This window comes from Natronomonas gomsonensis (assembly GCF_013391635.1).
Classification (GTDB): Archaea; Halobacteriota; Halobacteria; order Halobacteriales; family Haloarculaceae; genus Natronomonas; species Natronomonas gomsonensis_A.
In genome coordinates this window covers 1,161,480-1,176,163 of sequence record NZ_JACAWU010000002.1, presented here as the reverse complement: position 1 = coordinate 1,176,163, position 14,684 = coordinate 1,161,480, and the positions used below count along the sequence as shown (strand labels likewise).

The 14,684-nt window shown below is 57.2% G+C and carries 10 protein-coding genes; 3 read left to right on the top strand and 7 right to left on the bottom strand.

Annotated elements, in window-relative coordinates; translation table 11 throughout:
• Positions 1–31: 31 nt before the first annotated feature.
• The gene (locus tag HWX69_RS14580; RefSeq protein WP_178917795.1) at positions 32–2,077 is read right to left on the bottom strand and encodes a hypothetical protein; all 2,046 of its coding nucleotides are present in this window, start codon (positions 2,075–2,077) and stop codon (positions 32–34) included.
• Between the two features lie 201 nt (positions 2,078–2,278).
• Here HWX69_RS14580 and HWX69_RS14575 point away from each other — a divergent pair, with 201 nt between their 5' ends.
• Complete coding sequence (locus HWX69_RS14575) at positions 2,279–4,480, top strand: pentapeptide repeat-containing protein (RefSeq protein WP_178917794.1); 2,202 nt, start codon at positions 2,279–2,281, stop codon at positions 4,478–4,480.
• A 131-nt stretch (positions 4,481–4,611) separates the two neighbouring features.
• Here the strand turns inward: HWX69_RS14575 and HWX69_RS14570 are convergent, their stop codons facing one another.
• The 3 genes from HWX69_RS14570 to HWX69_RS14560 all read right to left on the bottom strand — a co-directional run bounded on the left by HWX69_RS14570 (position 4,612) and on the right by HWX69_RS14560 (position 6,882).
• Positions 4,612–5,061: an HVO_A0114 family putative DNA-binding protein gene (locus tag HWX69_RS14570; protein WP_178917793.1), complete on the bottom strand. Its 450-nt coding sequence runs from the start codon at positions 5,059–5,061 to the stop codon at positions 4,612–4,614.
• Positions 5,062–5,084: 23 nt separating this feature from the next.
• A complete protein-coding gene (locus tag HWX69_RS14565) occupies positions 5,085–5,423 on the bottom strand; it encodes a toxin-antitoxin system TumE family protein (protein WP_178917792.1) in 339 nt (112 codons plus the stop codon).
• Positions 5,424–5,637: 214 nt separating this feature from the next.
• Positions 5,638–6,882: an RNA-guided endonuclease InsQ/TnpB family protein gene (locus HWX69_RS14560; RefSeq protein WP_178917791.1), complete on the bottom strand. Its 1,245-nt coding sequence runs from the start codon at positions 6,880–6,882 to the stop codon at positions 5,638–5,640.
• Positions 6,883–7,538: 656 nt separating this feature from the next.
• On the opposite strand from HWX69_RS14560, the gene HWX69_RS14555 reads away from it, so the two are divergent.
• Positions 7,539–8,756, top strand: a complete 1,218-nt coding sequence (locus tag HWX69_RS14555; RefSeq protein WP_178917790.1) for a bactofilin family protein — start codon at positions 7,539–7,541, stop codon at positions 8,754–8,756.
• A 1,497-nt stretch (positions 8,757–10,253) separates the two neighbouring features.
• On the opposite strand, the gene HWX69_RS14550 is transcribed toward HWX69_RS14555, so the two are convergent.
• Genes HWX69_RS14550 through HWX69_RS14540 form a run of 3 tightly spaced genes read right to left on the bottom strand, consistent with a single transcriptional unit; the run spans position 10,254 to position 13,444 of the window.
• Entirely contained in the window at positions 10,254–11,483 is a 1,230-nt protein-coding gene (locus HWX69_RS14550; RefSeq protein WP_178917789.1) for an ABC transporter permease, read from the bottom strand.
• Entirely contained in the window at positions 11,483–12,706 is a 1,224-nt protein-coding gene (locus HWX69_RS14545) for an ABC transporter permease (RefSeq protein ID WP_178917788.1), read from the bottom strand. Before HWX69_RS14545 ends, HWX69_RS14550 begins: the two co-directional genes overlap by 1 nt.
• A complete protein-coding gene (locus HWX69_RS14540; RefSeq protein WP_178917787.1) occupies positions 12,707–13,444 on the bottom strand; it encodes an ABC transporter ATP-binding protein in 738 nt (245 codons plus the stop codon). It abuts the gene before it with no gap.
• Positions 13,445–13,541: 97 nt separating this feature from the next.
• Between HWX69_RS14540 and HWX69_RS14535 the strand changes: the two genes are divergently transcribed.
• On the top strand, positions 13,542–14,588 hold the full coding sequence (locus HWX69_RS14535; protein WP_178917786.1) for a hypothetical protein: 1,047 nt from the start codon (positions 13,542–13,544) through the stop codon (positions 14,586–14,588).
• The last annotated feature ends 96 nt before the right edge of the window (positions 14,589–14,684 follow it).

The following is a 14,684-nucleotide window of genomic DNA, read 5'->3' as shown; positions in this document are numbered from 1 at the left end:
GCCCCGAGGCAAGAGCTTCGTTGTTAGGTGGTCATTCGCCGACAACACGCTTTGCTGCCCGCAGTGCCGTCCGCACCTCGCTCGGTTCGATACTGCCGGCGAAGGTCGCCCGTTCGTAGGCATCCACCACCGTTGACAGCGCTTCGATGTCGATATCGTCGATTTCGGTCCCACAGACCGCAAGGAACTCCGTGTGCGTCAACGTGTCCGAGAGATCGATGCGTTGGCCCAAGCCCGCTCTGACTGCGGCGTAGGTGGCGATGGCTGCGCCCTTATGGTCGCCAGCAACGAGCGTTGTTTCGGCATCGTCGATCCACTGCTGTGGCGTCGGCCCACCGAGACGGTCGTCGGATGATTCAGGCGTCACTGCAGTCTCTTCAGAAGTCTCAACGCCGTCGTCACGTCGGACCCACACGACCGCACCAGCAAGGAGGACAAGCGAAACGACGCCACCGCCGATTGCGAGCGACACCGTCTCACTCCACGGCAGGAGTCCAGTCGACGCACTACCAGGAACAGCAATCGTCGTCTCCGCGCGACTCGACTGAAGATTCCCGCCAGTAGCATCGAAGCGTGCAGTCACCGGCACAGTACTCGCGTTCTCATCGGCCGTTCCAGTGACGTTCCGCACCGAAGTGCGATACCACCCAGATTCGTTTGTCTCGACGGTCTGGACGGATTCGCCAACAGCCACCGAGACGGATTGATCTGGAATCCGCGTCCCACTCTCTGTCCGCAGTCGACCCTCAATCTCGAGACGACCGCCCACGCGTTCGGCAGCCACTGACAGCCTCGTCGGCGTCGACGTAACCGAAACCGTCGCGGTCTCCGTAATGGCCCCGACCGCTCGATTTGCCAACCCGTGTCGAACGGATATCGACTGGTCGCCTGTAGATACCGCGGCAGGCACGCGGTGGTCGGTCCCAATCCTTCCCGAGGCGTTCGTCATACGCGTCCGCGTCGCGCCGCCGAACGTCGCGGTAAGGGGCAGCGATGGAACCGAGCGATTCCCAACGGTTGCCGTCGCTGTCGTGGTTACGGTCTCGCCGTAACCAGCCTCTGCTGGGCTCGCCGACACTGCAAGCGTTGGCGTCACCTGCCGGACGTCGACGGAGACGTTCTGTTTGGACCCGAGATACGGTGAGGTGGCAGCTGGTCGGAACTGGACAGCAACTTCACTCGCGTTAACCGGTAGCGAGACCGGGCGATAGGCCACTTCAAACCGCCCTTCGTTGTCAGTCTCGATCGAATACGTGCGGTCAAACACGACGATTCGAGCCGGTTGGTTCCCAACAGCCGTTCCATTGGCCGTGGTCACACGCCCAGAGATGCCAAGTGGTGCATCGAATGCGACTCGTGTGCCGTTCGTCTCGACGGTCAGCTGTGTCGTAACGAACGTTTGCTCCCGAACGGTCGCCTGCTGGGACGTGATATTTCGTGTTGTCGTCTCAACGGCCTCCTCGGACTGGTCGAAGTTGCGGCCGGTTTGGTTTGCTATCGTTCTGTAATTGCGGTTGAGACTCCGGTTGAGTATGGTTGCGTTCTCCGAGAGCGATTCGAGGCGCCGTGCAGCCGCCCGAGCGCGCGTCTCATTACCGTTCGCCCGCGCCTCGTCATATTCGTCTTTTGTCTCGCGATACGATTGGACCGTCTCACCGAACTCCCGTTGGTTCTGTTGGGTCTCACGGAACGTCTCGGCGCTGTCGTCATCATCCGTCCCTTCAGTCTCCCCCGCAACGTCCACGTACTGCTCGAGTCGCGAATCGTACTCGTCACCGAGCAGCTCTTGGCCCTGTTCGTACTCCCCCTCTGAGATCTCGATCGCGCTGCCCTGGAGTTGCTCAGAGAGGCGGCCTTCGAGCCACTGGCTCACCCGCTGGGAGTCACCCGACTGCGACACCGAATCCGGGCGTTCGTGTTGGACCGTCGTATTGTTCGTCGGCGTCGCCGTCGTCTGTTGGGCTACGACAGCGTCGCCATCTGTCGCGACGGCGAGTGTCGAAACGCCAACGGCGACCGTCGCGGTACTCACCACGACAAGTGCGACAACGGCAACAGCGAGGCCGGTCCGTCTCACAGTCGCTGTCTTGCGGTGGGCGCTCAAAAAGCCATGTATTGTCCGTTCGAGTTGTCGTGGTCGGACCGGCTCTGGCAGTGCCCCAACACGTTTCACTCCAATATCGCCGCGATGCCGTGACGCGGTGCCACTGTAAACGATCTATCAAACCCAGGCGTATTGGCACCCAGTTTGAAGAAGCCACCCCTGCTTGGCCGATGTATGCCTGACGGGGGAACCTGCGCGTACGTACTTGATTCGAGCGACCCAGACACATGGGGTGGGGAAGACGGGGATACGTGCTACGTCGAAAAAGGACTACTGAACGAGGACGGAGAATGGTCCTGTCCACACGAAACCCGCGGTGACAGTAACCTGTGTATCTTTCATACACCAGTCACCCAGAAATCGGACGACGAAGTGAAAAGAGCGTTCAGAGACACGGTACGCACGAATAGCTCAGCGGAGAATGCAGACTCAAAACCTGATTTCGAATTTATCGGCGCGAAGTTCGGAACGTTCGATTTGAGTGACGACCCCCTCGAACTCGTCGCTGGCGAAGCGAATCTCGATTTCTCACACGCCAGATTCGAAGGGCCAACCGACGTCTCCGACTCGGAGATCGATGTTGCTTCCATCCGCTTCCGTGGGACCACGTTCCAGAATGACCTCACGTTTTCGAAGACAACAATCAGGGGCGATACCGAGTTCGATTACGCGGAATGTACCGCTGCCGCCGTATTCGACCACGCGGAGTTCCTCGGCGCCCTATCGTTCGATAAAGCCCTCTTCCGGGAGTCGGCCCAATTCAAATCCGTACAGTTCGGCGGCGCTACCGACTTTTATAAAACAGAATTCATTGACGAGACTGTCTTCAATTCAGCTGTATTCGAAACGGCAGCCGACTTCTTTGATACGTCCTTTGGGGCCAACACGGATTTCTCCGACAGCTCATTCCAGTGTACGCTTAATTTGAGCCAAGCGACGTTCAACGGAGACCTGAACGTCGATCGGGCGACAATTGACGGAGAGACAGATGTTGGAAAGGGAGAATTCCGTGGCGATGTGACGTTCTTTGAGACGGAGTTTCGTGATGACCTCGTCGGCCAGTGGGCAGAGTTCAGTGGACGGGCTGACTTCAGAGCAACATTCGGAGGCGATATCCAGTTGCCACTAGTCGAGTTTGACGGCTCACTCGAGTTCGGTGACGTGGATATCGGCGGCATGGTTGATTTCAGTAGTTCAGAGTTTGGCGGCCGCGTCGACTTCCAACTGACCACATTCGGAGCCGATGTAAATTTCGAAGGGGCGGTATTCGAGCAGGATGCCGACTTCGGACACGTCGAGGTCCCAGGCGAGGCTGATTTCTCAAAGGGACAGTTCAACGACAGTGCCACGTTTGAACTCGCCTCGTTTGCTGGAGCTGTCGATTTTTATCAAACGGAGTTCACCGAAGATGCTAGTTTCCGGCGTGCAACGTTCAACGACTCCGCTCGGTTCATGCTCGCAGAATTCAAAGAAACATGTCAGTTCTACGGTGCAGAATTCCTCGGCGAGGCGCAGTTTCCCGAAGTCGAGTTTCGTGACGGCGCGGACTTCGGGACCTGCGATATTTCCGGCTGCGTGTTTGAGAACGCGACACTGACTGCGTCGTCATTTGAGGACGCGGAGGCCACAGCTGCCAACTTCCGGGAGGCGAACCTCGAGTCGTCGGATTTCAGTAGTGCAGATCTCAGCGGTGCAAATCTCGAACGCGCAAAACTCTCGAATAGCGACCTGTTTGATACGAACCTCAGTGGGGCGCGACTGTATGGCACTCGAATGGGTGACGTTGCTATTAACTCACAAACAGTGTTCGACGACCATGGAACGTACCGCTGTGTTTACGATCCGCACTCGGAGTACGAGTATACCCCCGACGACGAGAACGTTGGTCGGCTCACGAAATCGATGGGTGCCTACCACGTGTTGGAGCAACTAACGAGAGCCAACACGCTCCCCGATGAGCAGTCCAAATTCTTCGCTCGCAGACAAGATATGCGCCGCGCACAACTGCGGTCGGAGGGGCGACGCGTCAGCTACTGGTTTGCAGAAGCCCAGAACGCCATTTTCCGACACGGTGAAAGTTTTTCGCGAGTCATTGGCTGGTCCATCGGGACCATCGTCGCCTTCGCCTTCATATACCCGTTAGGTGGATGGCTACAGAGCGATTCAACTGGAACGATTACATACGGAGCTGCCGCAGACATTCCAGGAGTGCTGTGGCAGTCCTTCCATCACAGTTCACTGCTCTTTCTAACCGGTGGGGGCCCACTGAATCCGACTGGGTTTATCGGGGAGTTGCTGATAACGATTGAAGCAATGATGGCGCCGATACTGCTGGCGCTCCTGATATTCGTCCTTGGTCGACGGGCGGCTCGATAAGCCCGAGGCACCTGAGTAGTTTGCGAACTTCGATTTTCCGAGTCGGGGTGTACACCATTATCGGTGCCAAAGCGAATCCAAAATGCAGCGATGGGGTTCGACCACTCTGGTGAGTGAAAATCCACCTCCGATCAAGGGGCAGCAGTAGCCGTGTCGCCCGCCTCTGGGTCGAACGGGAGATTGATGACAAGTTCGTCGAACCAGACGACTGGGCGTTTACTCTGGCCGTCTTCCTCGAAGAAGATGATGCCCAACTGGGCGAGTCGACTGAGTTCTTCGTGGACGTTCTTTACGTCTCGATCAACAACTCGTGCAGTTTCGTTGATGCTAGCTGGCTCTTCCCGGCGGATGGCTTCGATGAGATCGAGCACACGTGGCGTTAGCGTCGCCATCAGGTCGTCGTAACTCACAAACGACAGCGTCGGCGTGGAATCCACCGTCTCACCCTGTTCAAGCACCTGTATGGTGTTCGTGACATCGTCGTGGAACTCGTCGGTCGACTTCACAGTCACGTTGAGCGTTGATTCCGCTCGAAGCTGTTCGCGTTCCATCGGATGCAGCGGCGGTGTGGTGTCGTTCATAGATTTGACCTCGTTTGGTGTCTTCACGTACCGTTGAACTCGGATTTCGGGACCTCACTCCAGAACCGTTCCCAGAGTTCAACCATGCCGGGAAACTCGATTATCTCCGGAGTAGGATCTGGAGCAACGTGCAGTTCGTGGCCTTTGGTGTCCTCATGTGAGTTGTCGTACCGACGAATCGTTCCATCGTCAAGCGTTCGGGGCGGGTCTGGCTCTGTCGAACCGTAGTGGAGCTTGTAAGCCCATCCAGATGGGTACGCATCACGGACGGTCCGCATGCAGAACACGCGGATGACCGTCCCATCGGGATACTTCCGCCCCTCACTTACGCCATCGAGATCATCGTCGGTCAGTGATCCCATCCACTAGTATTGGTACATAGACCAATGTAATAACGATATTGGTTGGTTCACCAATAGCAAGTAAAACCTGTGAAAACTCATCTGTTGGGTCTTAGCCGTTCACTCGGCAACACGGGATCTTCCCTAACCGACGAAAACCTTGAGGTTGTGGAGAGTCGGTACGTCGCTCATATTCCTTTCGACAGAAATCATATAATGTGTAAGCTAACCACCCCTAAAGGGGTGGGCTTTCAGCGTGGACTCCCGCTCTGGCCGAATCTTCGGCAGGAGGGTCATATGCTCCGTTCGCGTTCAACATCCCGCTGTTCAAGCGCACGCCTACGGATGCGCCTCCACCGTCTCCAGTTTGGTTCCGGCGGAGATACCGCAAGCCGATGTTCTTGGCGGCATTGTAGTCAGCGTGGTTCTCGTAGCCGCACTTCAGGCACTCGAACGCCTCGCTCTCACGGTTGTCCGGGTGCGTGAACCCACACTCAGAGCAACGCCGTGAGGTATTCTCCGGGTCAACCTGCTCTACGTCGATACCGTACTCTGCGGCCTTGTATTCGACGTACTCGTAGAGGCGGTTGAACGCCCACGTGTGGCCCCACGATGCACCGGTTCGGTCACGAATATCGGTCAAGTCCTCAAACGCAATCACGGAGCACCGGTATTCGCGGGCTTCAGCCACCAACTCGTTCGATATGCGGTGAAGTGTCTGCTTGAACCGACCGTCTTCTTTCCGCCCGACCGCCTCCATATTCTCGTGTGCCCACCGCGTACCGCATTGCTGCAAGTCGCCACGGCGTTTCTCGTACTCCTTGCGCCAGTGGTCGAACTCGTCGCCAGTCCAGAACGTGCCCGTACTCGCAACGGCCAGATTAGTCACGCCGAGGTCAACCCCGAGAACCGTTCCGTTCTCAGTGGATGCCTGTTCCGGCGTCTCAGACTCCACCTCTTTCTTGCAGTGGATGTGGAGCATCCAGTTGCCATCTGAGTAGTGCAGTTCCGCCCCAGTTGTCTCGTACTCGTCCGAGAAATAGTATTCCGCATGGGGCGTGTCCCGCTCATCGTCAGGAAGCACGTAGTCGGCTTCAATGCGACCGTCCGTAGTGGCGAGACTCACAGACTCGTCGTGGAAGGTGGCGGTGCGGTGGTCGTAGACGACGTGTGGACTGGTGAAATGTGGCATCGACGCCTTCTTGCCCTGCTTCCACTTCTCGACGACGCTCTTGCAGGCGTCGGCGGCCTTGTTTCGGGCGGCTTGGACGTGGTTGCTGTGTAGTGCCGTCTCGTTGCGCACGTCCGCGTAGGTGTCGTCGTGGAGCGTGGTCTTGCTCGTCGTGACGTATTCACCCTCGAACGCGTGGCGTGTCACGGAGTTGGCAGCCCACAGGAACTCGTCTATGGTGTCTTCGAGGAGTACGGCGTCGTCACTGTCCACGTCGAGTTTCACGGGGACAGTTCGACGCTTCTCCATACGTCAAATGGAGACTATATGATTCAAATATATTGGGGAGTCGGCCTTGTCGTCGGTGGTGGGTTGTCGCACTGAGCGTACGCGCTTCCTCCCACCCCTGAAGGGGTGGGTTTCCGCGCTGTTACCGTTATGAAGCAGGATTCAGGTCACCTGCCCGCGACTTCGATGAGTTTCTACAGAAATGAACAGGTGATGACGGCGCTGTATCCCCTCCCTACTGCGCTACTCGATCGCTTCGCTCCTTGCGTTGCTCCTTGAGAAGGGGACTTAGCGCCTACAATTTTCATAGCAACCGCGGATGGTCGTACTTCTCAAGGGAAGGAATCCCGGGATGGGGGTAGGATACTTGGAGCCCAGACAGCGACGAACCACGCCTGACGCTGTTGGAAACCGCTCTATGGCGCGAACGATGCTCCAACGGTGGGTGCAAGCGGTCCCGGGATGACAGCCTGCTCGGCGGCTTTGTTGCACCCATGACCACATCGTTCATACACCGGTATTATTGTTGGGAAGGCTTACCATCACTTTCGTGGCAGCACCAGTGGAACGATCGTCAACAACGTCGCAATCGGGTTCATATGGTTTCGACACAGTACCTAATGCATTATTGCCAACCCAATATTCAAGCAGTAGAGACCCCATATCCGACTCAGTAAATGTCGCTATCCGGTCAAGACCCCGATTTCTGGAATGATAGACGGGGCATTTCGGCGCTCATCGGTGCGATGTTTCTCTTCGCATTCGTCGTGATTCTCATCTCAATGAACCAAGCCTACGTGGTGCCCCAGGAGAACTCAAAAATCGAGTTTCAGCATTTCCAGGATACCCAAAGCGAGTTAGTAAGCGTCCGGAGTTCGATTCTCCAAGCCGGCCAAGCGGATGTCTCTCAATACGCGACCGTCAAATTGGGCACGAATTACCCCACTCGAATCTTTGCAGTGAATCCACCGCCACCGTCAGGGACCATTCGTACCAGTGAAGCCTACGATATTGAGATTTCCAATAGTACGGACACAGTCACGATATCGACTCGATTTATCGAGTATCGACCTGGGTACAACGAGTTGAGCGTCGGCTCGACCTGGTACGAGAATTCAATTCTGTATCTTGATGAGACACAGCAAGGTGGCCGGATAATCTACGAGGACCAACAGCTCGTGACAAATGGCGATACCCTTCGGATTACCGCCTTACAAAACGAGTTCGATGAATCTGGAACGGGACGTGTAGCGTTGGAATTGTACCCGACGGAGACCACTACAGCAGGCGACATCCCCACAGGCGATCTGGACATTAGGGTTCCCACGCGGTTGACTAGCGACGAATACTGGGAAGAAGCGATGCAGGGGCAATCCTTCTATGATGGCGTTACCGAGGATGATTACGAGACGGGCGTGCACGCTCTTGAGTTCTCAATTGATACTTCGCAGGATTCGAACGATTTGCAAGTGAACACGGTGGGGATACAGTCGGAGCCAACCGAGGGGCCATCGAAGCAAAACGTGGGAAGTGGCAGCGGTGATGGTACTGATAGTGGCGATGATGGCAATGGTGGTTTCCCGAGCTGTACGGAGTTCTTGAGCGGAAATAGCTTTGATATTGGAAAGGACGAAACATGTGAGGGGGATGTTACGCTTCTAAATAATGGGGATATCGATATTGGAGAGAATGCCGAGGTAATTGGTACTCTGCGGATCATGGGCAACGGGAATATTGATATTAAAAAGAGTGGCCGTATTGACGGAGACCTAATTGTCGATCAAAACGCTAATGGCCAAATCAAGAATAAGGCGGAAGTAACTGGGTGCGTAGATGTTGGTACAAATAATTTGAATGTAAATCCAAATGCAGACATTCAATACTGTAACGCATAACAGAAGCCAAACGATTTCAGAGTATTATTCTAATTAGCTGGCCCCATGAGTCGCATTCACAGGGAATCAATTTTCAACAGTCTCTGCTTGGGCATGCCTAGAACAGCTTGGGAACAAATTGGTTTGGCATTTCATTCCTCTGAAGGTATGTTCAACGCTGGGCAGATTCCTGTAGCATCTGTCTCGAAATCGGAGAGCGTGGCGATGGAGTGATGCTTGGATCCACGGAGATGAATTACGGATTTCGACCGCGCGTTCAAAGACTAGGTCGGCAGAGATCTCGAAAACTTGGCGGTGGCACTCAGAACGTGGTTTTCATAATCTACAGATACCATTGATTCAACCCGGATCTCAGACAACTGTACATGGAGACTGACGTGGCGTACAAGACTATTAATTGGCGCGTCCTACACTGTCTTCGAGCACTGAACGCGCCACAACCATAACTCGAAAGCCCGGTCGTCCAGATTGGTTCTATCTTACGTCACCGACTAGACTATGTCTCGTGAAGCTCACTGTTATCTCGGATACTTCACTGAATCCATTCTCTATACTTACCGACTGCTCACCAATCTATCACCAGCGGAGGATTTCAACAAAGCCGGTATTATGCAATTTCGTAGTCCGTAACACCCAATATAGTCCGTTTATATTGGCTTTGGTATTGATAGTAGTCTCCATTACCTCTGTCCCCGGGCTACAGACAGCTGCTGATCACCGAGTGAAGCATATCTGGATACTCGGACTTACCGCCCTTGCGATTCACGGTATTTTAGATCCATTCGTATCCTATTTCGCGATTAGTGTCTTCGACGTTGCGAGTGAAGCAAACCCGCTGATGGCACCACATTTCCAGGGAGGGGTTGACCGATTACTCTTGATTCACATCCCGCTGTTTATCCTGGCGATTACCGGCCTCTGGCTGCTGACGTGGTTATTTTCGTTGGGGACGGATCCTCAGAAGCGCCAAGTCTATCTATTATCAGTTGGTTTGTGGTCACTAATCATCCTCTGGGGGAGTTTCGTGGTCCTGAACAACCTCTTCGTCCTTTTCCAAGGCGTATTATAGCTTGGCTGCCCCACGTGAAGTTCCGGAGCAACTCGTCGCTCTCAGGGATGTGGCAGATGTCGGTGCCGACCCCCTGACGAAGCTTCTGTTTGAACACATCGGCCGGATACCGGAACCAGTCGTCGTATACCAAGCGTTCGCGAAGGGCACTCTCGTCGAGAGGATTTTCTTATGCTCAACTCAAGCCGAGTGTAACAGTCCACCAGTAGGCGATTTCGGAACTCCTCAATGGTGACGTAGCCTGCAGCCATTTCCTCGTAATACCGCTCCGTTCGTGTTGCAGGCACGCCCTCGCGGTTTAGACGATGCTCAATGACGGTCTTGGGATCTGTGAAGAGTCCCGGTAAGTAGCGAGGGGTGAGTTAGTGTCCGTCAACTCAGAGAACTTGACTCAACCGACTGTTAATTGCCTGAGCTCCCTGCGAAGGTCACCGCAACTGTTCCAATGGCCGCAGGCGACTGAGATACAGCGTTGCCGCCAACCCTCCAACGAGACTCACCGCAAGCGAAACAGCGAACCCGCCAGCCAGGATTCGCTCCGAGACGGAGACGACCCCCTCGAAGCCGCTGAGGGCAGCGGCGACGTAATTCAGCCCCCAGATACTGGGGATGGCAAGCCCAACGCCGACCAACCCACCGAGCAGCCCCAACGCCAGCGTGTTCGTCAGCACGACGACCGCCAGCGACGACCGTGAGGTGCCCATCGCCGTGAGCGCACCAAAGGTTTCGCGGTGGCGATAGACGAACGACAACTGCAGATTCGTCAACAACAGCACCCCAGCGACGACGGCCAACACGACAAGGCCGACGCCGCTGGCCAACACAACCGCTTGTTCTTCCAGCATCGACTCCAACTGTTCGCGGTTCGTCCGGACCGTGTACTCGGGGAAGTCCTGCTCGATTGCGGTTGCAGTCGCCTCGACATCCGCACCGTCGGCTACCTGCACGGACATCATCGTCGCACGGTCGCTTGCAGTCGTGCCCGTAATCTCTTGCATCTCACTCGGCGGCATGACGACCGTAGCAGCGCCGACGAACTGCGAATACGTCGATGAGATGCCGACGATGGTGAACTCGTTGTTTCGGGCAGTCGCCAATGTTCCACCGAGGTACAAGGTATCGCCCACGGACACGTTGTACTGGTCGGCCGTCCGCGGGTCGATAATCACCTCGTGTTGCATCGGCCCATCGTAACTCCCGCCGGCGTAGTGGCTGTCACCCCCCTCGATTGGCCCACCTTTGGAGAACGAGACGCTTCCCCCGGAGGAGGCAGCGCCCACGCCGACGAGGGTTTCGTACTCCTCGCCATCGGTGCTAGCATACAACGTTTGGAAGATGAGCGGGTTAGCCGTGCGGACATCTTCCCGCTGTTCGAGTTGCCGTTCGACGGTATGGGCATCGACAAGCGAGTTCTGGAAGCCACCAACTGAGCCGGGGCGTAACTGCACGGGGCCGCCGCTGACCCACAGATCTCGGCCGGACTGATCGAACTTCTCTTGCCCTGTCGCGACGACACCGGCGCCGACGCTGGCCAACAGCACCGACGACAGGACGGCCATCGCGACGCCGACGACGGCAAGGACGGTCCGCAGTCGCTCGTGGCGCAACTGGACGAGTGCCACACCAATTAACGCCCGCACTCGCGAGATGACCCGCATCAAGACAACACCTCCAGTGGGTCGGTACGCCGACTCAAGACGGCGGGATAGGTCGCTCCCAACAGCCCGATGAAGAACGCGACGATCAGGGCATACACCGCCAACCGCGGTTCGAACACCGCGACGGTGTCGACACCGAACGTTTCGGTCCCGAGGCGATTGACGCCGAGAACCCCGAGCCCACCAACAGCGATCCCGACGCCGCCGCCCAACAGCGAGATGATGACCGTCTCGGCAGCCACCACAATGGACCGCGACCGTGCCGAGACACCCAGGGCAGCCAGCGTGCCGAGTTGCTCACGGTCGGCACTCACCTCCAAGCCCATCAGCGTCGTCACGAACAGCACGCCAACGACGACCGCCGACAACAGCGCCGCGATGGCCACCGCCAGCGGCAGATTCGACGTCGACACTTGCTGGGCGGAGAGCCCGCTTCGGGAGACGACGGTCGTCCGGTCGTAGCGACCTTCGAGGCTATCACGAACAGCCGGGTCGTTCGTACTAACCAGCAGTTGGTCAGCGGTATCGCCGTTCGAGGCGCCCGTAATCGTCTGCAGTTCGCTCAGATGCACCAGCATCATCGGCACTGTCCCGCCCACGGCTTCCGTCCCACCGGTCGAGACGTTCGCGACGGTCAGCGACCGATTCGTCGCGTTGCCCGACAGCGACAGCGGCTGGCCAGACGATGTGTTGGTCACCGTTGCCGCGGCATCGTTGAGGATGACCTCGCCGGTCCACGGGCCATCATAGCTCCCGTCGGCGTAGTGTGGGTCCCCGGGGGTCAGCTGATCGGTCGACAACCCGAGCACGTCGGTCGACTCGCCGGGGATAACACCCGCCGCGAGGACGTACTTTCGCTCCCCAGTTGTGGCGTCCTCGATCGGCACGAGTTCGAGTAACACCGGGGTCGCATAGTCGACGCGCTCGTCAGAGGCAATATCGCGACTCGTCGAATGGACGTCACCCAACCGAACGCCACCGGTCGAAATCGCGATCGATTCGACATCGGCCTGTTCCGGGACGATCCAGTAGTCGACGCCGTCGCTTTCAACGACCGACTGCGAAGCCAATCCCAGTGAGACGCCCGTCACGGTGACCATCAGCCCAACGGCGAGCGCCACGCCGAGGACGCTCAACAGGACGCGCTGGGGGGCGATCTGCAGGCGGCCCGAGACGCGGCGGACGGCAACCCCAAGGAGGGCACGGAAGCGTCTCAGTACCATTCAGACCACCCGTTCAACCGCGCCATCGCGGAGGTAGACAACGCGGTCACACACGTCGAGCGCCTGCTGGTCGTGGGAGGCCAACACGACGGCCTGCTCGTCCGCGATGTCGACCAACAAATCGAGGACGCGTTCGCCCGTCTCCGAATCGAGTTCCCCGGTCGGTTCGTCCGCGACGATTAACGCCGGTTCGCTCGCAAGCGCTCGCGCGAGTGCGACGCGTTGTTGTTCCCCACCGGAGAGTTGCCCCGGTTTGTGTGTCAGTCGGCCGTCGAGGCCGACCTCAGCCAAGAGCGTTTCGGCGCGTTCGCGTCGACGCCCCTTGGAGTACCCCAACTCGACGAGTGGGAGGGCGACGTTCGCGCGTGCCGAGAGCGCATCGAGGAGGTGAAAGCGCTGAAAGACGATGCCGACGTTGTCAAGCCGCAACCGTGCGCGCTGGCGGCCCGATAGCGATGCGATATCTTCGCCGGCGAGCGTGACGGTACCACTGGTCGGCACGTCGAGCCCGGCGAGGAGATGGAGGAGCGTTGATTTGCCGCTGCCGCTCGGCCCGGCGATGCCGACCACCTCGCCTGGCGAGACGGTCATCGACACCTCGTCGAGGGCTTGGACGGTCGGCGCGTCACCGCCGCCGAATATCCCACCACCACCCCGGGTGTAGGAACGGGAGACCGCATCGGCCGCGACGGCGGCGTCGGCCGCGGCTTCAGCGTCGGGGACCTGCTGTTGTGCCATTGCCTACCCGGGGTTCCGCTTGGACGACCGATAATTGTTTGGACACAGCGGTATCGAAACCCCAAAGATTGAGTAGGAAAGTGCCGAGAACCCAGATATGTCTAGTCTCCGCTCCATCGTCCCTCCACTGCTGCTTGCGTTGATGTTGGTCGTCATCCCGATAACGGGCCTGGCCGCGACCGAGTACGGCATCACAGCCGACCCCTCGATGGATACGCCATCCGAGACAACGACCTACGAAGGTACCGAGTACACTGTCAGTTCAATAACCCCAATCACGTCAGATGAAGCGATTTCGGTGCAAACATCGGTTCCCGATGGGGCGAGTTACGATATTATCTTTCGTGGCCCAGAAAACCAGATAATCAGCAGTAAACGGTCAGCGGGCGATGTAAGCTACACCATCGACTACATCCCCGAAGTAGCGGGGACGTATGCTATCACGATTCAGAGCGAAGGAACAGCACAAACTGTCCAACCAGTCATTGTTCAGGGGTACGATATCGCAGTTTCCGCTCCTGAAACCGTCGAACAAGGGGAATCAATTACCATCGAGGCGTCGGCCTCTGAACGTTCCATCGAGAAACACTCGTCGTTCGACCGAGTGGAGTTCGTCATCGGCAACGAGGACATCGCAGTCCGTGAGCAGATGAGTCAAGCCGACGACGGAACGTATACGGCCACAGTGTCGACGGACGATCTTGAGACACAGAGTTACAACGTGTATGCGGCCGTCCGTGGAGAGAAAGAGGTCCGGAAACGCGACGAGATACTCGGTGTTAGTGAATCCACGTCGTTTGAGGTCACAACCGCTGCCACCGAAACGCCCGCTGACTCCAACCCAGGGGGATCGACAGGGTCGGAGCCAGACAATAGTACAGCAACGCCGACGACACCTGCCACAACCCCAACTGTGACATCGACGATCGAGGCGACCCCGACGCTGACGATGACGCCCGCGCCGACTGCAACACCAACTGACAACACACCGAGTACTTCGCCGACTACGACGGATAACTCCAGTGTCATAGAGCCGTCTACCGCAACACAAACAGCGACAACCGATGCTGATGGGCCGGGGTTTAGCGCACTATTGGCTTCTATGGCTATAGTGGGTGCGTTCGCCATTTTCCGTCGTCGGTGATAGTATACGTTACAGATTTCTGAACCCCCACATTCAGCGAGAGTTGATGAAAAAACGTTCGCATTGACCGATTTTCAGAACCCATCGGCTGAGGAA